Genomic DNA, 23,644 nt, shown 5'->3' on the forward strand with positions numbered 1-23,644 from the left:
TATTTTGAATTATTTTCGGAACTTTAAAATTCAATAAGAAATTTGCCTTGGAGTTTTAAAATACTAGAATATGGATATGGTAGCTCTACAGGAGAATTATTTTCAAAACATAAAAAATCTATTTTTGCATTTTGACTAATTTCTTTAAATTTTAATACTAAATATCTTTTGTTCTTAGAAGAGAATTCAATTTTGGGCTTAATATTGATACTATCATTTTTTTTAATATTATCAAGATTTATTTTAATAGAATTTCCGAAATCAGAGAATTTGGTTTTATTATTTTCATATTCTTCAAAATTAATTTCATCATAAAATTTATTTAAGTATTTAAATGGAATTGAATTTTGAGATAAAATGATATTGTGAGAAAAGACAAGTAATATTATTGGGATTAGTTTTTTTATGGATTGGTCTTTAGAAAATAGAGAATTCATTATCGTAAATTAGTTGAACTAAAGGATGTTTGATATCCTTTTTTTTAAGATCATAAAAATCATTCATTAATTTGTTAAAATCTATTTTGTCATTTGTAATATAGGGCTGTATTATTTTATTATCTACTGGAGACTGTTTTTTTAGTATAATTTTTTCTAATTTATCCCCTTTAATACTGGATAAAAAAATACCTAGTTCTAAATTATCTCCTAAATCCTTAATTATCCATTTATTGTTGATCAGTTCTAAATAAATAATAGATGCTATTGGTTTAGGAAATAATTCATTATGATTTATATACTTTATGTAAGAATATTGATTACTACCATCTTTAAATAATATTTTAAAATCTAACTCATAAAAGTTTTTTTCAGGGTTACTTTTATAAACGTTAATTAAATTGAGGTAATCTTTTTTTGAATATGTTAAAGGAATCTTGTCACTGAAGAAAGACTTTAATTGTTCAGAAGAATTAATATTAAAAAAATTGTAAAATACTTCCTCTGGACTATTTTTATCTAATTCAATATTTTTTCCATATTTAAACTTTACAGCTTTATTAAAGTTCATTAATAATGCATTATCATCAACTTGATTAGTTACAATTAATTTTGTTGCTTCAAAATTAACTTTTTGGGAAAAGCCAAATTGATACAACATACTTATTATTAGTAATAGTTTAATTTTTCTTTTCATACTTCTTTTTTAAAATAAAAAATGTTAATAGTAGACCAAAACTTAAGATTTCTATAAAAATCCAAGGATATAAGTTCTCTTTAATTGCGTCATCTTTAGTCTGTTCTTTTTTTATATATAATACAAACTTTGAGGTTCCAAATTTAACGACTGGTACATACAATTTTAGTGGTGTTAAATTATTGTAATCAATTGATTGTTCTGTTTTAGTATCCATGTATAACATAAAATCGTATGCCCCATCATCATATGAACTGAAGTATACTTTTTGTCCATCAGTTTGCCCATAAATAGTGGTTGAAATACGTTTTGAACTTGAAGGATCTCTTGTAAGTTTTTCAACTCGCATCATTTTTTCGAAACTATTACCAATTACATAACAATATTGACGATAAATTGTAAAAGAAAAAAAAGGAGTCAATAAGCAACAAATAAGTACAAGTGCATAGTAAATTTTTGTAATTTTCATCTTCATTAATTTAAATTGATTTTAAATGGAGGTACCTCAGCTTTGATATCTTCAAAGACTTTTTTTACTTCCCTGGACGGGATTACAGAATAACCTCCATGGGTTAAAATCAATCATCACAAATTCTTTTTCTTGTTGTTCTATTAAAACAATGCCTCCAGGGGAATTGTACAGTTTGTTAATTTTTTAAAATACTAAAATAATATCCTTTGTGGATTTAAAAAGTATTTTTTAAGAATAATAGTTTTTGATATAAGTTTAAGCTTGTATTGTATTCTTTATTTTTCAAGCAAGAAGAATGCATATGTTTTTTTTGTAAAGTTGTTTTATCTACTTTTGTTGAGAAACAGATTGTAATTATTTATGGAATTGAGATTGAAATAATCATGTTTGTTGAGAATTATTGTTTGTTGTAAATTAGGTTTATAAAGCTATTCGTATTCTTATTCTATTTTAGAGACGCTCAATAGCATAAAACAGAGCTTAAATCTTGTAAATCATTAATCTTGAATTTTTGAAAGGAGAATGAATACATTCTAAAATTATATAGTAATTGTAAAAAGTAAATTATCTTTTTTTAATTGTAGCTATGTCAAAGAAATGAAATAAAAAGACTTTAACGAAGTAATATGACAATAAAAGAAAAATTTCTAATAATTGGATTTACAAGTTTTGTCTTTCCAAATAAAGAGAAGAGAGACGGAAAGGAAAGAATAACTTTTTGTTCTAAGTATTTTAATGAATGGATTTTTCTTTTATTAGTAAATGATAATGATTTTTGGAGAATCGAAAAAATTGAAGACAATGATATCATCAGTATTACATTAAACAAAAATAAATCTTCTCTTGATATTGAAGACCTACTTTTGTTTTTTAAAGATTATTACTATAGTAATAGTGATCTTTCATCTATTTTGTAAACAAAACATCGACACTACTATATGTCCCATCTGATCTTGTTATACTAGTAGGTAAAACATTCGCTTTTGTAAATTTATGTTCTATTGCCATTTTTCCAGTGAACGTTTTTAAAGCAGCCTCATTTGGAGACATACCGTTTTTAATAAAATCGTTGAAGCTATTAAGATTATCAGCAACGGGTTAATTTTACCAAAGGATGCTCTAAGTTTATAAGGTCTACAAGACTAGTTTGAAACAAATTCTGCTGAAAATCGGTCTTAATTTTTCCTAACATATTGCCACTTTTTTATACCTCAATATACTCTTTTTGGTGATTTAACAGACTGCTTTCTCATGTGTTTTTGGTGTAAGTTGTTAATAATCAAATTGTTGGTGTGTTTTTGAGGGGTGGCTATTTATTGAAGATAACTAATGGTCAGGATTGATAAAACTGCTATTAGTAGAAATTATTAAAAACCAAAAGCCTTCTGAATTTTCAGAAGGCTTTTGGTTTTTTTTAGCTTATAAAGCTAAGAACTAGAAATAAGATTACCAATAAGATTACTGCGAATTTTGTGTATTTTGAGGTTTGCATTGTTCAATATGTTAAATTTTTTTATTTTACAATAAAGAGAAGAAAAACTTTAAAAATATTTTTTAAGGATTGTATTTTTCATTCCAGTAATAGTATCTATCAAAACGGGCATTTAAAAAATCTGTTAATTCTAACGTATAAGGATCTAAAATTTGAGATTCTGTATATTCTAACTCGTAATCTATATCTAGTATATCTAATTCAACACCTTTATCATTTATGAATCTCTTATAATGATTGTAACATAATCTTTTATCTCTTAAAAAGCTTTCAATAGGAGGATTTGACTCATTCTGTTTTTCTATTTGTTCCAGAATTAATTCAGACTTGAATTTTGGTATTTTAAGAATTTTGTTAACAGTTCCATCTAAATTAAAAATTACCGCATTATTTGGATGTGGATATATTTTACTATTTTGAAATATCGCAATAACATATTGTAGAGTTGAAATAGGAAAACCTTCAACACTTCCATTTTCATCAGATATTGCTATCTTCTGTCCATTATATTCCCAATAAATCCCCTGTTTTTTTCCTTTTAAAAATTCATTCCTTATACTTGTTTCAATTTTATCAAAATTAGGTAAATGAGAATCTAGTATATCAACAGATATGTAAATTCCAGTTTCATTAAATTTTTTCCAATTTCTAATCATGTTTATTAGTTATATAATAAGTATAAAGTAATAACTTTTAATTTTGCTTTATCAAAGAGTAATTTATTTTTAAGAGATAAAAAAATATTTTTTAGAATCTATATTTCACTTTTTTTCTAGCGCAATTTTTTGTGAAAGTTTAGATAATGAATGAATCATGTCCTTTTTCCAATGAAGATTTTTTTTCCCATTCTCATCTTGATACCAATTTATATAGTCGTTGTTTAGATTATTATCTTCTTTGTAAGTATCTAAAATTTTTATAGAATAATCGTATAAAATTTTATCAAAAAGAGATTCAGAAATTATATTGTCTCCCATAAATTCATGATGTAAGAATATCTCTCCTAAACATAATTCTCTTCCCATTACGCTTTTAATCCATAATTGATCTTCCCAATCAATATCACTAAACATTCGCAAACTTATATATTCATAACCAGTACTACTTGAACTGTAAATATCAATAATAAAATCAGGATAGTATATTAAATTTATTTGAGAAAAAAACGCAGATAGAGAAAGATTTTCGGGTATAAAATCAATATCTACACGATACATTTTACCTTCGTTATCTATTCTATTTCGAATTATATACTGCATAATTATTCAAAAGTATAACTTACAAATTCATCTACTTTGTCATAAGGAATACTATTGTGAGGTGACTTAATTATTAATTTATTCCAAGGTTTCCATTTGTCTGAAAGCTCTGTATTAGTTACCTGATGATGCTGTAAAACTCCTTCTATAAAATAATCTTTCAAAGGCATTTCTAGTATTCTATCAACATCATCGATGGTAAGAACGATTTTATATTCTAACTCATTCTTTTTATTGATATGAAAAGTAAAGATTCCGCTGTCCCAAGAGCTTAAATATTCTAAATCACCATCATCGTCCAACTGCGTAGGAACAAGATTATTGTCCTTTTCATATTCAAATATCATGGACATCATTCGTTCATTTACCCATTGATAGAATACATCTGCATAGTCTAATAAATCTTGCTTTTCTTTCCCTGTATCCCACCAATATTTTTCTGAATATGTGCCATCTAAATTGATTTCTATTTTTACACGGTTGAACTTGTTACTAGAGTTTTTTTTCTCTTCAAACATCTCCGCCATCTTTCTGACGGTATCTCTAATAGGCTTATTCGAAATTTCTGATTCTTTATCTGTGTTGTCTTTCGTATAATTAACAATGAAATTGTAGCTACCTTCTACTGTAAAAATGTAGTCGACAATTAATTTCTCATATTCAAATTCTTTATAATAGTTTTTTATTTCTGAAACTAAATAATTAATATCCATTTTTATAATTTTTTATGGGTTAGTTATTCCTTCTTTACTTAAAGTATTGCTATAGCTACCGTCAATATAAACATCAACATCAATTGCCCTAGGTCTTTTTGAATTTCCGTCAAAATAGAATTCCATTTCAACTTTTATTTTTTTATTAGGGTTTGCCTTTTTTAAATCGGTTATAGCTTGCTCCATTTTAAACCAATCTCCTCCCGGACCAGGTCTGTTCTTTACATAATTTTGAGAAAAATAATTAATTTGTTCGCTTGGCCCTCCCCATTGATTTCTAAAAATATGCCCTCCGGCATCTTTAGGGTATCCATCTTTAACTACTTTAGTTTGCTGTTGATAAGATTCATTTCTTGCCTTTGGAGCAAAATCAAGATCTTCCATAACGGGTTTATTAAAAAAGCTCTGAAAATCCAGAGCTTTTGGTGTTTATAGGAGAAGTAGTCTTTGATAGTCTCGTTTTCAAAGTTTTCATTGCAGATGCAGTACAAATGTCTCTGAACTGCTCCCGACAAGTTAGACTTTATATGGAAGTGGGGATGTGTCAGTATCTTAAGCGATTATCCTTGCTGTATTGAAGATTTTTGATTTAATACACACGATTATTATTATCTTAATTTGTTTAGTTTGTCACCTTTTAATTAACCATAAATTGAACAATTAAAAATTAGTTTATTTCTTTTTGATCTTTTAAAAATATACTCTCTAGATCAAAGAATTGATCTTTGGTTTGATATTTTTTTGTCAAATGCTTCTACTGTGCCACCATAAATTCTTCCTAAGTCAAAAATTTGATTTACATCTGCATTTACAAATTCAATCTCCACCAGGTTCAATTTGTGATCTACATATCCAACAAAAAGAAAGTCTGTTTTGTAAGTAGAATTGTACCAATTAATGGAGTCTTTTAGAAAATCTTCATAATTACAAATTATGGTTAGTTTTTTTCTTTCTTGTCCCATATTAATAATATTTTTTAAACAACATTTTTTTATTTTAGAGATTATGAAAAACCTTTTAGTCAAATGATAGAATAAAAATTGAATAAACTTCGATCTAGCATTATTAAAAAAAATTACATAAATGTGGATGGAGGGTTTGATATATTTTTCTCAACTGCCTCTATCGTGCCACCAAGGATTCTTCCTAGCTCAAAGATTTGATTAAAACTAGCATTATCAAATTCAATAATGGCAAAATTTACTTCACTATGTACATATTTGACGAAGGTGAAATCTGTTTTATTTATTGAATTGTAATCAATTATTATTCCTTTTAATAAATATTCATTGTTAGTAAATATTCTTATTTTCTTTTTATCTGGCTCCATTTATAATTATTAATTTAATTCCAGGAAACATATCGTTAAATTGCTTAATTACTCCTCTGCAAGAAGAGCAAAAATCCAATTCAGATACGATTTTTATCTGGCCTTTAATATTTGGGTACTGTTGATCTGGCACGCCTTTTAATTTAAAAGCTAGTGCATTTAACATCTTATACTCGCTATCTGTATTACGTAAATATTTTTCATTCTCTTTTCCAGCTTCTATGGCTTTAAAAATTTGTGGCTCTTCTTTAAGAGCAGCACCACTCCTCCAAAGTCTGTTATTCAAATCTTCACCATTTACAGTTCCACTTAGATAGCCATAGTTTCCTCCTACATCTCCTGTAGAACTTCTAAATTCTTTAATTGTTGCTTTTGCGGCTTCTTTTTCAAGTTTTGTACCTACAAATGCATTAGTTAATTTCATACTGCTTTTTTCTGCAGCTCTCTCACTAATTTTACTAATACTTCTTATTATTGATTCATTATTTTCAGTATTAATGAAACCATCTATAGTTAAACAATATGATTTTCCATCAATAGTAACTTTTTCACCATTACTTAGAATACCTTCTATTACATTTGCCGTAAATCCTGAACCACCTCCGCCAGATGGGATCATACTTTCAACTGCAATTTGAGAAAAATAGCGATTTCCAACAATTGCAAATTCTTCCCCATTAATAACTTTTTTAGGATATTGAGACCATAATAGCCAAACAACATTATTGTTAGAGTCAGGTACCGGTTCAAATTTCTTTTCTAAGCCATCCGCTAAATTATCAAATTCCGTATTAATTTCGGAGGTTTCATTAACTAATTTTACTTTAGCGGCATTTCTTGCTTTTATAAAATCATTTATATTAAAACCAATGTCAGTAATTCCATACACTAGATTTATAGTATTCCAATATGCTAAAAATTCGGTTCCTTGTAGTTTATCAATCAGTACTGTGTTAACAGTTACGTTTGCGCTTCCTAATACTACTCCTGTTACATGTCTCCAAAATTTAGGGCTCTTTAAAAAAGTTTTAGCTGTTTGCTTATACATTTGTACAGCTAGTTCAGCCCCTGATAAAACAGATACTACATCTACAACTACATTTGCTCCTGCAATATTTGCCTGATTTGCTACTTCATTTGCTATGACTACAAAGAATAATGCAGGTATTGGTCTGATTCCTTCAAAAGTAACATCTTTGTAAACAAATGGTACTTTGAAGTTTACTAATACAACATCATAAATTCCTAAGTAAACTGGTTTGTTATCAAATAAAAGTAAGTAAGTAGAACTTATGCTAGTATCAAATTTAATTTTGTCTTTTTCAATATCAATCCTAAATGCATCTTTAAACGGATTTATTGAGCTATCAAAATTTAAAGTTAATTGGTCTTCTTTATATCCTTTATTTTTATTTAAGTTAGTAGTGTATAGTGAAAGAACACTCAAAATTTCATGAAAATTGTTTTCACCACCAGTTAATAGCCATTTTGTATCAACCTCATCAAAAATAAAATTGATCACATTTTTAGTTAAAAGAGACTGTAAAAACAATTCTTGATCACTTTCCTTAACATTTTTGAAACAACTTGCAAAGTATCTTTCTCCAGGAACTTTAGAAAAATAGTTATCTTTTAGAGGACAGTCTTTTTCTTTAAAAAATTCAATAATCTTTAGTTTTTCATCGACACTATATTTTTCTAATTCATCAGGTGTGAAATATCTTCCTAAATGATTTAATACCTCTTCACAATGTACTGGGGCTATTTTAGTTTGATTATTTGGGTCTTTTATTGAATTATCAATTAAAGTAAATAAATTCTTTTTCTTACAACTAGACACCGAAGCAACTTCATTTGTACTAATGCTCTTAACAATTAAAGAGGATAATGATACTTCGCTTTTTTCGATGTAGTTATATTCTGCATATTTTTTTAATGAAATTTTTTCAACTTTGATAGTACAAGGATTGTTTTCTGATTTTTGTACTATGTATACATAATCAAAGTTTTTAGAATCGTAAGAAAATTTAAAGAAATCATCATCTTTTTCCACATCAGATGAAAAACCAGAAAAGATTTTTGAATCCTTTTTTTGCACAGCCGATAAGTATCTTTCGCCCTTTAATAATTCAATTTTAGTAAATGCAAAAATTGTCCCATTTTGATTAAAAGAAATATCTTTAAAATCTTCTTTTTTAAGTTTTAGGACTTCACCGGTTTTGGTTAAAAATGGTACTTCGTTCTCATTGAATGAGCTTAAATCATCTAAGGTTATTCCAGAGATCAATTCATTCATTCTATATTCCCCATCACTATTCCCCTGAATAAACGGATACAACTGTAATCCAGGAGTATGAAGTACCTGCCAGTCGTTGTGGCTTAAAAGCACTCCGGTACCGTAATCCATTAAAAGATCGGTGGTTGTTGCCGTGTTATACTCTGTAAATGGATGCTTCAAGCCAAAGACACCATGACCTAATTCGTGTGCCAATGTGCGAACGGTATTGGTTTTGTTAAAAATAAAACCGTATTGTCGCTTCAACGGCATAAAGCCAAGGATGTTTGATTTATCGGAAGGGGCTCCAGTATAAATTATGTAATAGGTATCTTTTTTATAATCGGCACCTAATTTTGCTTTTAGATTATTGGTAATTTGCTGTTGGTCCGGTGTATAGGTGTTTAGTAAGTCACTATCACTGGTTTCAATGCTCTCGCCCCAACTGTTGTCTAAGGTTACATTTAAGGTATTAACGTCAAATGTTACTCCGGCTGGTTCATAAATTGCATTCAATTGCTCTTTTGCATTAGCAGGTATTGAAGCATTGTTAACGCTAACCAGTGTTACATTTACTTTTTTATTGGTCAAATGCCATAAATCAATTGTTCCGGCAATATCGTATTTCCCGACAGTTTCTTTCGGGTCTTTTGATGTAGCAGGTTTAACCGTTGCAATGACTGTTTCTTTAGCAAAATCTAAAGTCTTTTTTAGGGTTAAAGTGGCAACATTGTCGTTCCAAACAATCTGAGTACTATCAATAGCAGTACCATTTTGAGTTTTAAAAACAATGTCTTTTTTGGTTTTTCCGTTTTTGAAATTAGCGGTTGCGATTACAATATCAGTTTTATTAGGACTGTTTGAAATAGCTTTCAAATTTACATTATAGGTACCACCGCTTTTTTGAGGGATTGTTTCATAAGTTTTACCTAAACTTCCGTTTGCTGCTGCAGGAGCATGATCAAAAGCATAAAATCCATTTCCTTTAGAGAAAATTACATTTACATCTGGAGATGAAATTTCAGTCACACTTCCGCCAGATCCCATTCCGTTTGTATTTTTGGAATTTGGAATTCCTCCCGGAGCGAGTTGTCCTGTTTTTTCGATATTACCGGCAGGAGCATTAGCAGGAACGGCATATTGTTTACCGTTTTTATCCGTAATTATAATATCATTTACGGTTTTTGGCAAGTTAACTTTAACATCATCCGGGCCAGTTATTGTAATGCTTCCATCAGGATTTTTTACTACTGATTTTATAGGAAACTGAATGTCCTGATTGACCACATTCCCGGCGTCACCAAAGGCGTCATTGATGACACCATCTAAATCAGAGATACCGCTCCAGGTAGGATCATAAGCCGCAATAATTTCTCCTGAGATTAATTTAAAATCGCTATTAACACCAACGTTGTTAAAGGTTATTCTGATTCGGGTATTTTCGCTAAGGTTTCCTTTTGAAGCTCCGTTTTCATCTTTTGCACCTAAGGCATCAGCAGCGTCAATTAGTTTTCTGAATTTTTCTAAAAAGGGCAGGGTTACATAACCTTCTCCGGAGAAGTTACCGTTACTTCCTATGGCTTTTAAAACTACGACAGGAAAATCTCCCGCTGTAATGACATCATTTGGAAAAAGCTCCGGAAGTGGGGTTTGGTTCGCTAAATCTCTCGGATCCGGTTTGATACCGCAGCCCTGAAATACAATTTCGTCTCTGGCTATAGTAGTGAATTCGAATATTGAACTGTTAATGTATTTGCCTATATCACAAGATGCTCCTACAGTATATTCGTAGGTGGTATTAGGCTTTAAGTTGCTAAGTGTAATATTTTCTCTTGGTGTGACAGCTTTGTACCATTGCGAACCGGAATTTTTCTCACGATAGTTTACCCGATAGTCAAAGTTGTCGATGTTACCGCTCCAGCTTATTTTGGCCTGATCCTGACCAATGCTTTCCGTTTTAACGGCAAGGGGAGAGGTACAGAATACTTCGTAGGTAAAAGCAAAGATTTCGGTATAACCGTTGTTTTTAAATACTCCAATTTCTTCGGCTCCTAAAATGGCTTTCGCTTTGATGCGCCACGCATATTTTTTACCGGGAATCAGTTGAGGTTCACTCATACCGTATTGCAGGGTTGTCATTTTGGTTGTGGTGGTATACAACGGCGGTGAATAGGCAAAGGCATTTTGAACAGGGGTATAATTGTCCCAGATTTCGACTAATGAAAATTCGTATTCTACATTACTGACATTGATGCTTCGCGGTGTCCAGCTAAAAACAATGTTCTGAATGTTTTGCTGCATGATCGAAGCATTGTTTAAAGGCAGGTTTAGGAAGGGCGGTTCATTTTGAAAAATAACAGTAGTTGTACCCGTTTTTCTGGACAGTTTTTTTCCTGTAGCAAAATCATATACCTCTACATAAAAGTTACTAATTCCTTCTGGTAAAGGTTGTGCATATTGATTTGGATTTAATCCCAACAAGTTCTGGTATTGAAAATAGGGAGCCAGATCAACATTGGTTAATTGCAATGGAAACCCTCCTTCGAGGTAAAGTGGTTTTGCTCCTACAACAAAATCGTTGTTACTGAACGAAACTCCGTTGCCCTGAAAGTATATTTTTAATCGAACCTGACGGTTTGAGATGGTCAAATCGTTAAGTACCAATTGAATTTTTATGGGACTGTTTATGGTAGTCGCATCGGCATATTTACTCAGATAAATAGGCGAGGGCTGTGTAATTTGAGTATTGACCGAAATAGGAAAGGTCTGTGTATAGCCTTCGAATCCCGTCAGGGAACAAAGCAGCAACAGGAATAGGTACAGTTTTTTCAGCATTTTGGGTAATTGAGGTTTATCCATTTTTTGTCAGGTTAGTATTCGTATTGAATCCTTTATTTTTGAATATGGTTAAGATCGACTTCATCAGGTTTTGCATTTTTAAGAGCGATTTCGTGATAGAACGGAATCATTTTGACTTCGATAGCAGTGATTATTTCAGGGTCAAGTTTTTTGTCTTTTATTGCTTTAAAAACTTCTTCAACCTGCCCCGTGCTAAAAACAACTGCGATTGGGTTTTGCTTTATTTCGGCAGCAGGCAGTTTAGCTAATGTCGAAATTTCTTTTAGCATCCATCGGTGACGGGTTAATTGATCGCGGTTGTTGTTGCTTCTTTCCACCAGTTTGAGATACGATTTGTAAGCTGTTTTATCGGTGATCTCTGCTTCATTCACACCATGCAGTTTATGGCTGTTTACTCTTCCTATTGCTGCAACATAAGTGTTTTCAAGACTTTCGTCTTTGCTTTTCATCTCTGTTTCCAGTTTTTTGGCTGCTTCCAAAAGGTAGTTATTGTATTTTTTTACGTTTTCGGCTTCTGTATTGTACGTTTCCAGATAATCTAAAGCTTTCTCTTTAAACTGTTTGTCGTCTGATGCAAGGGTAGCCTGTGTGAGTAAATGCTCTAAATTTGTGCTTTCTTTTTCCGGTAATGGGTTTAGTGCCAATTGCATTTCTTTTAACTGGGCTGTAATCTGATCACGCGTTCCTTCTAAAGCCTTTCCGTTGAGGTTTATTTTCAGAATAGAAGTAAGATTCATGTCCTCCTCGGTTCTTGGCTCTCTTTTCGGACGCATTTTGATTTTGTCGAAAGAGTACGTATACGAAAGGGTAGCCGTCAGATCGTTATTTCTACCCGTGCCCGTTTTATTGAATAGGGTAATGACACTCATGTTGAAATTGTGTTTTTCAAGATAAATGTAAGACCCGTTCAATCTGAAATTGAAGATGTCGTTTTGCTTTTCGCCATTATTGTAACTGGTGTTGTAACTGGTCGAAGCAGTAGCATTCAGTTTTTTCTCCAAAAACAATTTGGAAGCTCCGACGGTTGGTCCGATAATAAAATTCTTTCCGCTATCCGTTTGTCCATAAGTATTGTTTAGGGAACCATTGAAGCTTAAATCTTTTTGCGGATAACCAAGAGAATAGGTAAGGGCGGAGTTGTAATAGGTCGAAGCTCCGCCTGCAACTGCTTTTCCTTGTTGCTGATTTACGGCATCCTGCATCGAGAAATTGGCGCTTATGGCTTTCTTTATTTGTTTTTCATTTCTTAGTAAATAGTTTACCGTCAGACCTAAATTTTGGTTGACTTGCCTAAAGTTCAAAGTGTCTAAATACTCGTAATTAGAAACCTGATTGATGTAGTCAAACTGATTGCGGCTGTTGGTGAACGATTGAAAGTTAGAGTAGTTTAGGTTCAGGTTTAATTTTTGATTGGGTCTCAAATCGACATTGGCAGAGGTTACCAAACGTTTCATCTGGCTTTCTTTCTGTTTTTCTAAATTGTCTTTCTGAAGACCTAAATTTAGGGCAAGCGACACTTTGTCTTTGAACAGATTTTGTGTGGCATTAACGGTTATGTTTTCTAAGTCGTTGTTAAAATAGTACCCCCCAAAGGTTCTATAGTTTGGGTCAATTCGTTCGTAACCTAATCCTAAAGTACCTTTTCCTGCCGGGTAAGCCAACTGTCCTTTGAAGGCACTGTAACTTGTGGTTGTACTATTTCGGCCCAATAAAAAAGAGGAAACTTCTTTTGTTTTTCCACTTTGCGCAGCTCTCAAATCTTCTGTAATACTGCTGTTGGCGTATTCGGTAGAGACTTGTAGCTTCTGAAAAAGTTTAAAATTGGTTTCAAAACTAATGGCAGCATTTTCTTTTGGTGTAACATCCAGTTCAAATGGCACAGGATTGTTTAAAGAATTGATCTGATCTCTTGCTTTAAACAAAGTAAGTCCCAGGTTTATTTTCTCTAAAGAATAAGCTGTTTTAAAACCATACCCAAATCTTTTGTAGGCAGGCAGGATATCCGGATAGGCAGAATTATATTCGTTGCTTTTTAACAGTCGTCCGTACATGGCACTGATTTTAAATTTCCCCTGTGGAGTCAGATCGACTCCAAAACCGGTAAACTGATGACCGCTTAAGGTATAAGGAGAGAAGGTCATACTTATGTCTCCAATATGGGCTGTAATCCATTTATAAGAGGGATGTATGCTCAAACGATTCATTAAAACGGGTTTGTTGTACCCGAATTTTTGATTGGTATAGGAAAAGGAAAACGGAATGTTATATAGGTTCGCAATGTTGAAATTGATGTTTCCGTTCAAAAAGTAACTAAAGGGTTCTCTTGTAGCATTACCGGAATAGAATACGGTATTGGCAGATGCACCACCACTGACATTTATTAGCTTGGCTTTGCCCAGTTCCTGTACATTAAAGTTTTGCGAAAAACCAATGGCAGCTGTAAAAAGCAGTAGTGTAATTAAAATTATTTTCTTTAAAATCATTCTTTATGGGTATGGAAATCAAGAGTATTCTTTCTTGATTTCCAGTAATATTTGAAATTTATAATTTTTACTTGCCGGATAGATTAAAGTTTACTGGATAATAATTTTTCTCAGTTTACTTCCTTGTTGTGACTCGAATAACACAAAATATACTCCTGAAGGAAGTCCGTTAAGACTAAAGTTGAACAGATAATTGTCTTTGCCCTCCTGAGTTTTTGAATCTATTAGCAAGTTGTTATTCAAATTATAAACTTTAACATGTGCAGGCATCACTTTATCAAGTAATACATCTACAGTAAAAGTTCCTTTTGACGGGTTTGGATAGATTTTCAGATCAAATTTTTTCAAAGTTTCATCGTCCGGATTATTATCTTCATACTCACCTTCAGTCACTAAGACCTGCTTGGTTTGAAAAGCGGTACAGTTTCCTTTTTTGGTGTTCAGTGTAATGTCGTATTCTCCGGCCTGACTAAAACTGATTTCGGCAAAATCTTTGTTTTTCGAGATTACTGTTGCGTTGGCAGGAATTACCCATTCGATTTCGTCGGCATCAGGATTACTAATGTCAACGATGATGAATTTCTCGTTTTTGAATACCTGACTCGAGACAGCAAATTCGGCACTAATTGCGGTGTTTTGACTTGATATTTTGATAGTATCGCTAGCTTCACAACCCAATTTGTTGGTGACCACAACGGTATAATTGGCAGGTTCAGAAACGGTAACCATAGCTTTGTTGCTCTTGAAACCTTTATCAGATGTCCAGGAATATGTCGCTTTATCGTCGTCAATTGTAGCATTGATGGTTAAGGTCTGATCAAAACATAAGGTTACGTCTTCTCCAATATTGATAATGTCTTTTGGAGGATTAACGATGGTGTACGTATGGTTGATGATACAGCCTTTCATGTCTGTGATGGCCACAGTATAATCTCCTGCTGGGGCATTACTCAACACATTCGATTTTTCTCCTGTATTCCATAAGTAGCTGTAAGGAGCAATACCGTTTATAGGAGTTACAGTAATTGTAGCATCAGAACCGGCATAACAGGTTGGGATTTTGATTTTATGGGTTGCTGCCAAATGTGGTGGAGCAACTAGTGTAATTGTTTTCGTGATGGTACAGCCATTGTTATCAGTTACCAATAAAGAATAATTCCCGGGAGGAACATTTACTAAATTTGGAGTTCTGACACCTGTATTCCATAAATAAGAGTATGGAGCCGTACCTTGTGATGCCGCTGATGTAATAGTCCAATCGTTTCCATCACCGCAACGGGTATATTCAGAAGAAAGAGAATTGTCAAGAGTAGTAGGTTCCGTGATTGTAATCGTTTCACTTTTTATTGATTTACCAAAAGAATCCGTTGCAATAACATAGTAAGTACCTGCTTTAGCATTCATCAAAGTCTCATTTTCGCTAATGATCAAGGCAGGATTATTTACATCATACCATTTGTAATAATAACCCGGAAGTCCTCCTGAGGTAATTGCTTTGACACTGGCTGTTGCATCTCCATGACATTTTACAATATTAATCTGGGTTAATTTTATAGAAAGAGGATCAACCTTATCTAAATCTCTTTTGTCAATTTTACAGCCATTTGCGTCAATAATGGTAATAAAGTATTGTCCTACGTAGATATTATTAATACTGTTGGATTCTTTGTCGTTATCAATATAAATGGAGTTTCCATCCTTATCGAACCACTCGAAATTGTAATTTGGAGTACCTCCAACGACAGTAACTTTAATACTTGCATCATTTTGACCTAAAGCAGATGGAGGTGTTTTTAAAACTTGTATTCTCATTGCCTGAGGTTCTGTAATTGTTATTTCCTGATAATCTGTACATAAATTAGCATCCGTTACAGTAACATTGTAGGTTGATGCTAAGAGATCCTTAATTGTATTTTGGTCTGCATTTTTTCCAGTACTCCACACGATCTTATATGGACCAACACCTCCGGTAATATTTATTGCAATCTCGGCATCGTTACCGCCATAACAGGAAACATTTTTTTGAGTATAATTAATTTTTAAAAGTTTTGGCTCAGTTACAGTCACAGGATTCGAAGTATAGCTGTTTCCAAATCCGTCTGAAACTTCTAAAATATAATCTCCGGCACGTAATGTCTCGGAAGAATTTGTTGTAGAAGCTACTATATTTGGAGTTAACACATTATACCATTTATAAAGATATTCTTTATCGGTATCAGGAATTCCAATAGGAGCTCCTCCAGAGATGGTAGCTTTTAGTATGGCTTGTTTATTAGTAAAACATTTTATAGACTGGGTTTCTGTAATGGAAGTGATTAAAAGTTCATCAGGTTGATTAATGATGTAAGATGCCTCCGTTGTACACTTATTTTTATCTGTAACTATAATGCTATACGTACCTAAACCAATACCATCTAATAGACGGTTTGTTTTTCCTGTCATTATTATTTTAGCAGTTCCGGTTCCTTGATACCATTGGTAGGTATATGGAAATGTTCCTTCTGCTGCCGAAACATCAATATGACCATTTTTTAACAGATAGCCGCTTGCATCAGCTTTTTCAAAAGAAGCTATGGTTAATGGTTTTAGAGGCTCAGTGATTTTAACAATTGCAGGTGCTGTTGAATAAGAACAACCATTATCGTCTATAATTGTGAAAGAATAGTCTCCGACAGGAATCTCTGCACGGTCTTTTGTAGTAACACCATCATTCCATAAAACATGATAATCTCCGGTTCCTCCCTGAATATTTAAGGTAATGGTCGCATCGCTGCCACTAAAGCAATTTACATTTGTTTGAGTAAAAGTGCAGGTTATAGCAGGTCTTTCCGTCAATTCTGCAATAACAAGTTCTCTTGAAATATTTACATTGTCCGTTACTATTACTTTGTAAAAACCAGCATATAAACTCTCGATTTTGTCCGATGTTGTTTCAACTAACAAAGTATATTGATCTGCTACTTTTCGTTTGTAATACCATTTGTAATTGTATTGGTTTAAGTCTTTAGGAGTTCCACCACTTGTAACCACTTGTATACTACCGGTATTTGCTCCATTACAAGTTACGTCGATTTTATTTACAAAGGCTATAACCAATGCTTTAAGTGTAAAGGTTTCAGAAGCAGAAGTACAGTCGTTACTATCCTTTGCTATTATTTCATATACTCCATCTCCCAATCCAATGATTGTATTTGTTGTATAGGTTATACCTGTACTAACACCATCTTTCTTTAAGGAATAAGTATATGTTTTTGTTCCCCCATCTGCATTCACAATTATTTGACCATCATTTGCTGTATTTATAGTAGGTTGCTTTTTTACTACACTTGTTATGGTAACAGGAGCATTTTGAGTGATTTCAATGTTAGCGGGACTATTATAAGTACAGTTATTTTTGTCCGTAACGATATAAGAATAGGTTCCTGCTATTAATTTTGTTGTATTTATTATTTTAGAGGCATCATTAATATCTTTAAAAGTAGCTTTGTATGGACCTGTTCCTCCTTTTATATCTAATGCAATTGTCCCGTTATTGCCTCCGTTACAACTTACATCTGTAGAAGTATGGGTTACTGAAAGCGCATCTTGTGGCTCAGAAAGATAAAAATCCTTGAAAATTTCTTTTTTATCGTCCTTAACTCCAACTCTGTAGTTACCCGTAACAAGATTCACTATAGTCGAATTAGTTTGTCCGGAAATTTCGGTTTCGATACCATTTTCTATTTTAATCCAACGGTAGAAATAAGTACCAGTTCCTCCGCTTGCTTCTATAGTTATACTACCGGTTGCACTACTTTTACAATCAATGTTTGTTTTGTTAATTTGGGCTATTGACAGGGCTTTTAATTCTATTATATTGGTAGTGGCATTACAGCCATTTTTATCTACTACTTTAATCTGGTAGCTGCCATTTTCTAAACCGGTGGTAAGTCCTGTGCCAGGATTAGTATTGGCACTAAATGGCTGACCATTTTTTGTCCATACATAGGTGTACGGAGTAGTTCCTCCCGTTGTTGTTATTGTAATGGTACCGTCGGCTGCTGTTGGAGATGTAGGTTGTGTTTTTTCTATTGTTTTTGAGATGCCTAACGCTGTTGGCGGCTGAGTAATCTCAGTTATTACATTATTGGTAAATTTACAGGAGTTAGCATCTGTTACAGTATACCAATAAGTACCTGCTTTTAAACCCGTTCTGTTTGTACTGATACTGTTGTCATTCCATAGCACGGATAATGGAGCAACTCCACCCTCTAAGCTAATTTGAATTTCACCATCATTTATTCCGAAACAGCTAACGTCTTTTTTAGATAGTATCACTGATTTTATTTGAGGATTAGCTTCTAATTCAACTACAAATCCTTCCGAAGTGGCTCCTTCGCTATCAGTCGCAAAAACTTTATAATAGCCTGCATTTTGTCCCGAAATTGAGGGACTATTATTTGGTCCCGAAATTGGATTTGTATTAATAATAGTTCCAGATTTGTCGCAGTTATACCAGGTGTAAGTGTAAGTTCGGGTTATCGGTGTTGGACTGTAAGGAAATCCTCCTTTGGCTGTAGCTGTTATACTGCCCGTTCCTCCGGGACATGTTATATTGGTTGGTTTTGGGGCACTGACTATTACTTTTTCAGGCTCATTTATTGTAAAACTAAAACCATTACTTTGACATGTCCTAGTTTTGTCTTTTGCATAGATAATATATTTTCCAGCTGGAAGTGAATCCCAGTTAAGAGATGTAATTTTTTGTCCGCCCTTAAACCAAATATATTCGAAATCACCTGTACCGCCCTCAAATTCAATAGAGAGTTTGCCATCGGCTTTACCATTTTCTGTTGCATTTGTGTAACTAGGAGTACTAGTAATTGTAATTGGTTTTGGTGTTACAATAGTAACTGTTTTGGTTGATTGTGCATTTATCTGCGAATATCCCAATAAAGTTATAAGTAGTAATGTGTAGATTTTTTTCATAATTATAGGCTTGTTCGGGAATTTATTATTCTTCGCAATTGTATTTGTCAACTACTATAACAGTATAGGTTCCATCTGTTTTTATGGGAATTTTATAAGGGCTGATAAATGGATGTTTTTGTGCTAATGGTTCTCCGTCCAAAAGATAATAGTAGGGAGGAGTTCCTCCACTTGCTGAAATTTCAATGCCTCCGTCGGTGTCTTCACTACAGGTAGGCATTATCTCTTTTACCTTAAAAGTTAAAGGTCCATTTGGATTTTGAGTGATTGTAAAATTAGTTACAGCCGACATCGTAGAGGGTGTATTGTTTGCAAATTGAGTTTGATACTTAAATTCATATTGACCTGGAGGTATATTTTTCCATTTATAGCTATGCTCAGATATTTTTTCTACATCAGGATCATCTGATTTTGCTGAAGTTGCAGGACCACTTCCTACAGGATTACGATTAAACAGGTATTTTTCTTCTTTTGTAGTTTCCAATGGTCTGCTAAAAGTATATATCACGCTACCATTGCTATAACTGCAGTTAGTAAAATTTGGATCTGAAGGACGATTGAGTACAGGAGAACATGGTATAATTTTGTAAGTAACTGTATTGGTAAACTGTGTTTGATAGCCGGCCTGGAAAAATATTTGCGATTTACCATCATAACCACCAATGTCTTTAAGGTTAAAAGTAATTGATCTTTTTCCTTGAAATTGAGAAGGAAGCGGTTTCCATTCTGTTGCATCATACTGATATTGCCAGTTCCATCCATTGTTTAAAGTAATGGCATCGTCACTGCAAACGTTATTGGCAGCAGGTTGCGTAAGGTGTATTGACCATACATTTGATCTGCCGGCACATCCCCCTAAAGTCGCTTCTTTAAAGGTACTCTTGTCGTAGGGAATGGCATATTCTTTCGAACATATGGACTGATATCTGCTATTAATTTCAGCATCTAAGATAAAAAGGCCATCAATATTTTTGGCGTAAAAAAAATCATACTGAATCTTTTCAGCTCCATTCAAAGGAATTATATTATTTGTGCAAAATTCTTTTATATGCATATCTATTGACCCTTCTATGGAATAATCTAAAACTCCACAAATAGTGTATCTTGTGCTTGATGCATTTGGATTTTTAGGATTCATAGTCGATCTTATTAAGACTCCATATTCCGTTTGTCCCTGAACTAAGAGATTTCCTAAAAAGAATAGAAGTAAGAGTGTTTTTTTCTTCATAATATTAGTTTTCTGTACAGCCAAAACTATCCAGAACGATTACTGTATGATCACCATCTGTTACACCATTAATTGTATCCGGATTTTTGGTAAGTGGAGTTTTAATTCCATTGTCAAGAATATAAAAGTAAGGAGAGGTACCACCAGTTACTGAAATTTCAATACTACCAAGATCTCCATTGCATTTTGGTTGAATTGCTGTTGTTTTAAAAGTTAATTCCTCTTTATTTTCTATCGTAAAAGGATCGGTAACGATAGCACTAGATCCTACTATTTTGCCATTATCAAATTTGCTCTGTGCCTGATATTTTATGATGTATGTTCCTGCTGCTATTTTATCCCATGTATAGCTTTTATTTTCAGTTTCCTTTTCAGATGCTGTAATACTTGTGGTAGGACCTGTATTCGGTGCCGCCGGATCAACGCGGATTAGATTAAAAAGAAATTGATCATCTTTTTTTAGTAGTGATTCAAACTTTAGGGTAACACTGCCAGTGGCCGTATTATTGCATTCAACAGATTTTGCAGTTGGTTTTTTTTCAGCCAGTTCGGGTGAACAGCCAATAATAGCATAACTGACAGTATTTGTATATTGTTTATAATTTTCATAACCCGCTTTAAAATGAACATTTGATTGGCTCACATAGCCAGGTAAATCCTTTATTTTAAATGTAATTGATGTTTGTTCCTGAAATTGTGTAGGAAGATTGTCCCAAGCTCCATTATCAAATTTATACTTCCAGTTCCACCCATTATTTAGGGTTATGGGATCTTCCTTGCATTTTGGACTGGAGTCTGGTCGAGTGATATGCAATGACATTATCTCAGCATTAGCTAAACATCCGGCAAAAGACGAATAAGAAAAAGTATCTTTATTATAAGGTATAGTTCGTGTTATTTGTCCACATGTTGGAGACCCTCCTAAAACTTCCATAAAATCTATTTTAGTTGGATTTCCCGTCACATAAAAAAAACAGTATAGATCATCTTTGTAATTTTCTGCCTGAAAAATAATTGAGCATGAATTCATCCCCACTGAAATCTGATGGAGTCCAGTATAATCATTATCAGGCCAGATCGAAGGTGAAGTGATTTTAGATTTTATTAGTATTGCATACTCGTTCTGGCCTTGTACCAGAAGACTTCCTAAAAAGAATATTAATAAGAGTAATTTTTGTTTCATTATGTTATTTTCTATAGAATTAAAATCGTCCACAACAATCACATTGTGGTCAACATCTGTTGTTATAGTTATTGTATGAAGATTTCTAAGTTATTTTTTTTTAAATAGTTTTTACCGTTGATGATTATTCGCGATCTAAATAGGAGATAAGAAATACTTCGCATATTTAAAATTTTACTGTGTAAAAGTCCATTTTTGATGTTCTTCCATCTTTAAATGTCGCTCTAATACCGTATTGGTAAGTAGTATTAATGGTAATAGTTGGATCAGGTAAAAATCGGGTGTTTCCGGGAACAATCTGGATTAGTTGCAACGGATCTTTGTCTGAAGCTTTATAAATTTCAAAACCATCTACCTCATTGTTTGAGTAATCCCATGATAAATCTATAGTATTTGTCGTTTTATTTGGCTGCGCAAAAAATCCCTTCACAGCAGGCATTACGGAATATTTAGGAACAAATAAAGTCAATTCCGGTGAAGGATTGGAGACTAAATTGCTCTCGTCTTTAGCAAAAATGGCATAGCGGTAAGTACTTCCTTCAATAGCTGTTTTATCCCGAAATTTCTCTTCCTTATTTTTTGTTTCCAGTATCAATGTCCAGTCTTTTTGGTCATTTTCTTTTCTATACAATTGGTGCACTGCCACATCTTCGCTCTGGCTGTTTACCCATTCGAGAAAAATTGATCCTTCTTTAATTTTAAAACTGGTAAAAACAGGTGAAGTAGGAGGGATTACATCCGGTTTTTTAAGGATTAAAACCTCTGAGAACTCAGACATGTTGTAGTGATAATCTACAGCAACAACTTTGTAATATACCTTACTATTCAAACTTTTAACGAGTACCTTGTCCTGATAGGAGTTGGGTTCACTAGGGCTTACAGTCAACTGAGTAAGTTCTTCTTCGGCAGTATTTCCTTTATATATACGATATCCTAGTAAATCTTTTTCTTTATTAGGATCCCAAGTCAGTTTTACAACTCCCAGGCTATCTATAACTCCTTTTAATCCAATTGGCTTAGAAGGTGGTATAGAATCTACAGGCTGCACAAGCATAGGAAATGAAGTTCTGTTGCTGCCTTGTTTACCAAGGGCTGTAATCGTAAAATAGTTCGTTGATAAGAGTTTGTTGTACGTCACTGCACGACTCTTGGCTGGAATGTTTTTTACCACCGTTTTATAGCCATCATCATCTTTATCTGAACGATTTAATTCAAATCCTGTAATATCATCATTTCCTTCATCGGGAAATTCCCAGGTTAAAGTAACGGTATTTTCATCCTTAAATTCCTTCACAGTAAGATGAGGAACATACTTTAAGATTTCGACACCCTTTCCGGTAATAACTTGTGAATAAGGGCCTAACTCACCAAAAGGCGAAATTCCCTGAATTCTGTAGCTGTATGGTTTATTGTTCGCAATAGAATCAACATAGAAAATTTGACTATTACTCGTGTTTTCCTGATTTAGACTGGTATAAGGCTTATCGGTAATTCTTGTAAAAGTTTTTTTATCGGTAGAACGCTCTACAAAATAATTGGCATAGGTATGTGAAAGTATTTTAAAATTCCAGCTTAACATCGTACCGCTGTCTGTAAAATGAGCCGTAAAATCTATTGGTTTTGGAAGAGGCTGATAATCGTTTAATCCCACGAAAATTCCGCCATAAGAGATAGTAGCCTCTTTTTCGGGTACATTTGAAATTACCCTATAAGCGTATTTTTCATTAGGTTTAACCGTTTTATCTTCAAATCCTAAACCTGCTTTTTTGGCAATTTCATAATCTCTGTCAGCGGTTAGCAGAGCAAACGTAAATCTTTGTTCATTCTCTTCTGAAAGGTTTACGATGTTCTCTAATTTGTCAGTTCCGGTAACCGAAAAGTTTTCTCCATAAATGGCTTGTGCTACGATGGCGGCATTGTCGTTCTTTTCAATTAATTTTTCCCAGGTTTCGAGTGCTTCAGGTTTTAAGGCACTAACCAGAATCACTTTTTCAGGAGCTGTCAAAGTTTTGTTGTTTCGGGTAACAGTGTAACGTTCTACAGTGTATCCGTAAATATTTAGTTTTTTCCAGGCTATCGCATTGCTGACAGCCCATCGCAACAAAATTCTATCTCTTTGCACTCTGGCTATAACTTGTATGTCCGATTTTATTTCGGTTGGATTTGCTTCTCCTGGGGTATTATTTTCTTGTGAATAATTAGTACTAATGGTAATAAAAGTAAGGAGAATTAAAAATTTAAGCTTCAT

General features: G+C 33.0%; 16 protein-coding genes. 1 reads left to right on the top strand and 15 read right to left on the bottom strand.

Annotated features, from left to right (window positions below; all coding sequences use genetic code 11):
• Positions 1 to 23: 23 nt before the first annotated feature.
• Genes OGZ34_RS13005 through OGZ34_RS13015 form a run of 3 tightly spaced genes read right to left on the bottom strand, consistent with a single transcriptional unit; the run spans position 24 to position 1,603 of the window.
• Positions 24 to 437: a hypothetical protein gene (locus OGZ34_RS13005; RefSeq protein WP_263360461.1), complete on the bottom strand. Its 414-nt coding sequence runs from the start codon at positions 435 to 437 to the stop codon at positions 24 to 26.
• Positions 418 to 1,134, bottom strand: coding sequence for a hypothetical protein (locus OGZ34_RS13010; RefSeq protein ID WP_263360462.1), 717 nt, complete (start codon positions 1,132 to 1,134; stop codon positions 418 to 420). Before OGZ34_RS13010 ends, OGZ34_RS13005 begins: the two co-directional genes overlap by 20 nt.
• Complete coding sequence (locus tag OGZ34_RS13015) at positions 1,118 to 1,603, bottom strand: hypothetical protein (RefSeq protein ID WP_263360463.1); 486 nt, start codon at positions 1,601 to 1,603, stop codon at positions 1,118 to 1,120. Before OGZ34_RS13015 ends, OGZ34_RS13010 begins: the two co-directional genes overlap by 17 nt.
• 629 nt (positions 1,604 to 2,232) lie before the next feature.
• On the opposite strand from OGZ34_RS13015, the gene OGZ34_RS13020 reads away from it, so the two are divergent.
• On the top strand, positions 2,233 to 2,523 hold the full coding sequence (locus OGZ34_RS13020) for a hypothetical protein (protein WP_263360464.1): 291 nt from the start codon (positions 2,233 to 2,235) through the stop codon (positions 2,521 to 2,523).
• Positions 2,524 to 3,160: 637 nt separating this feature from the next.
• Here OGZ34_RS13020 and OGZ34_RS13025 read toward each other — a convergent pair.
• The 12 genes from OGZ34_RS13025 to OGZ34_RS13080 form a co-directional block, all read right to left on the bottom strand.
• The gene (locus OGZ34_RS13025; protein WP_263360465.1) at positions 3,161 to 3,754 is read right to left on the bottom strand and encodes a hypothetical protein; all 594 of its coding nucleotides are present in this window, start codon (positions 3,752 to 3,754) and stop codon (positions 3,161 to 3,163) included.
• A 105-nt stretch (positions 3,755 to 3,859) separates the two neighbouring features.
• Positions 3,860 to 4,357: a hypothetical protein gene (locus tag OGZ34_RS13030; protein ID WP_173968512.1), complete on the bottom strand. Its 498-nt coding sequence runs from the start codon at positions 4,355 to 4,357 to the stop codon at positions 3,860 to 3,862.
• A gap of 2 nt (positions 4,358 to 4,359) precedes the next feature.
• Positions 4,360 to 5,070: a hypothetical protein gene (locus tag OGZ34_RS13035; protein WP_263360466.1), complete on the bottom strand. Its 711-nt coding sequence runs from the start codon at positions 5,068 to 5,070 to the stop codon at positions 4,360 to 4,362.
• Between the two features lie 12 nt (positions 5,071 to 5,082).
• Positions 5,083 to 5,454 carry a DNA/RNA non-specific endonuclease gene (locus OGZ34_RS13040; protein WP_173968510.1) on the bottom strand — a complete coding sequence of 124 codons (372 nt, stop codon included), beginning with the start codon at positions 5,452 to 5,454 and terminating at the stop codon, positions 5,083 to 5,085.
• Between the two features lie 326 nt (positions 5,455 to 5,780).
• Positions 5,781 to 6,032: a hypothetical protein gene (locus OGZ34_RS13045; RefSeq protein ID WP_173968509.1), complete on the bottom strand. Its 252-nt coding sequence runs from the start codon at positions 6,030 to 6,032 to the stop codon at positions 5,781 to 5,783.
• 113 nt (positions 6,033 to 6,145) lie between these two features.
• Positions 6,146 to 6,400, bottom strand: a complete 255-nt coding sequence (locus tag OGZ34_RS13050) for a hypothetical protein (protein WP_173968508.1) — start codon at positions 6,398 to 6,400, stop codon at positions 6,146 to 6,148.
• On the bottom strand, positions 6,387 to 11,534 hold the full coding sequence (locus tag OGZ34_RS13055) for a deaminase domain-containing protein (protein WP_263360467.1): 5,148 nt from the start codon (positions 11,532 to 11,534) through the stop codon (positions 6,387 to 6,389). The genes OGZ34_RS13050 and OGZ34_RS13055 overlap by 14 nt, the downstream gene beginning before the upstream one ends.
• 32 nt (positions 11,535 to 11,566) lie before the next feature.
• A complete protein-coding gene (locus OGZ34_RS13060) occupies positions 11,567 to 14,017 on the bottom strand; it encodes a porin family protein (RefSeq protein WP_263360468.1) in 2,451 nt (816 codons plus the stop codon).
• Positions 14,018 to 14,107: 90 nt separating this feature from the next.
• Positions 14,108 to 18,985, bottom strand: a complete 4,878-nt coding sequence (locus OGZ34_RS13065; protein ID WP_263360469.1) for a T9SS type A sorting domain-containing protein — start codon at positions 18,983 to 18,985, stop codon at positions 14,108 to 14,110.
• Positions 18,986 to 19,010: 25 nt separating this feature from the next.
• Entirely contained in the window at positions 19,011 to 20,213 is a 1,203-nt protein-coding gene (locus OGZ34_RS13070) for a SprB repeat-containing protein (protein ID WP_263360470.1), read from the bottom strand.
• Between the two features lie 4 nt (positions 20,214 to 20,217).
• Entirely contained in the window at positions 20,218 to 21,396 is a 1,179-nt protein-coding gene (locus OGZ34_RS13075; RefSeq protein ID WP_263360471.1) for a SprB repeat-containing protein, read from the bottom strand.
• Between the two features lie 166 nt (positions 21,397 to 21,562).
• Complete coding sequence (locus tag OGZ34_RS13080; RefSeq protein ID WP_263360472.1) at positions 21,563 to 23,644, bottom strand: fibronectin type III domain-containing protein; 2,082 nt, start codon at positions 23,642 to 23,644, stop codon at positions 21,563 to 21,565.

This window comes from Flavobacterium collinsii, from assembly GCF_946903285.1.
GTDB lineage: Bacteria > Bacteroidota > Bacteroidia > Flavobacteriales > Flavobacteriaceae > Flavobacterium > Flavobacterium collinsii.

What these genes read in the sequence shown, in the direction of transcription:
- OGZ34_RS13020 (WP_263360464.1), top strand. Translation starts at nt 2,233, where the DNA reads ATGACAATAAAAGAAAAATTTCTAATAATTGGATTTACAAGTTTTGTC.
- OGZ34_RS13025 (WP_263360465.1), bottom strand. Translation starts at nt 3,754, where the DNA reads ATGATTAGAAATTGGAAAAAATTTAATGAAACTGGAATTTACATATCT.
- OGZ34_RS13045 (WP_173968509.1), bottom strand. Translation starts at nt 6,032, where the DNA reads ATGGGACAAGAAAGAAAAAAACTAACCATAATTTGTAATTATGAAGAT.
- OGZ34_RS13075 (WP_263360471.1), bottom strand. Translation starts at nt 21,396, where the DNA reads ATGAAACAAAAATTACTCTTATTAATATTCTTTTTAGGAAGTCTTCTG.
- OGZ34_RS13055 (WP_263360467.1), bottom strand. Translation starts at nt 11,534, where the DNA reads ATGGATAAACCTCAATTACCCAAAATGCTGAAAAAACTGTACCTATTC.
- OGZ34_RS13080 (WP_263360472.1), bottom strand. Translation starts at nt 23,644, where the DNA reads ATGAAGCTTAAATTTTTAATTCTCCTTACTTTTATTACCATTAGTACT.
- OGZ34_RS13010 (WP_263360462.1), bottom strand. Translation starts at nt 1,134, where the DNA reads ATGAAAAGAAAAATTAAACTATTACTAATAATAAGTATGTTGTATCAA.
- OGZ34_RS13040 (WP_173968510.1), bottom strand. Translation starts at nt 5,454, where the DNA reads ATGGAAGATCTTGATTTTGCTCCAAAGGCAAGAAATGAATCTTATCAA.
- OGZ34_RS13065 (WP_263360469.1), bottom strand. Translation starts at nt 18,985, where the DNA reads ATGAAAAAAATCTACACATTACTACTTATAACTTTATTGGGATATTCG.
- OGZ34_RS13005 (WP_263360461.1), bottom strand. Translation starts at nt 437, where the DNA reads ATGAATTCTCTATTTTCTAAAGACCAATCCATAAAAAAACTAATCCCA.
- OGZ34_RS13050 (WP_173968508.1), bottom strand. Translation starts at nt 6,400, where the DNA reads ATGGAGCCAGATAAAAAGAAAATAAGAATATTTACTAACAATGAATAT.
- OGZ34_RS13030 (WP_173968512.1), bottom strand. Translation starts at nt 4,357, where the DNA reads ATGCAGTATATAATTCGAAATAGAATAGATAACGAAGGTAAAATGTAT.
- OGZ34_RS13035 (WP_263360466.1), bottom strand. Translation starts at nt 5,070, where the DNA reads ATGGATATTAATTATTTAGTTTCAGAAATAAAAAACTATTATAAAGAA.
- OGZ34_RS13070 (WP_263360470.1), bottom strand. Translation starts at nt 20,213, where the DNA reads ATGAAGAAAAAAACACTCTTACTTCTATTCTTTTTAGGAAATCTCTTA.
- OGZ34_RS13015 (WP_263360463.1), bottom strand. Translation starts at nt 1,603, where the DNA reads ATGAAAATTACAAAAATTTACTATGCACTTGTACTTATTTGTTGCTTA.
- OGZ34_RS13060 (WP_263360468.1), bottom strand. Translation starts at nt 14,017, where the DNA reads ATGATTTTAAAGAAAATAATTTTAATTACACTACTGCTTTTTACAGCT.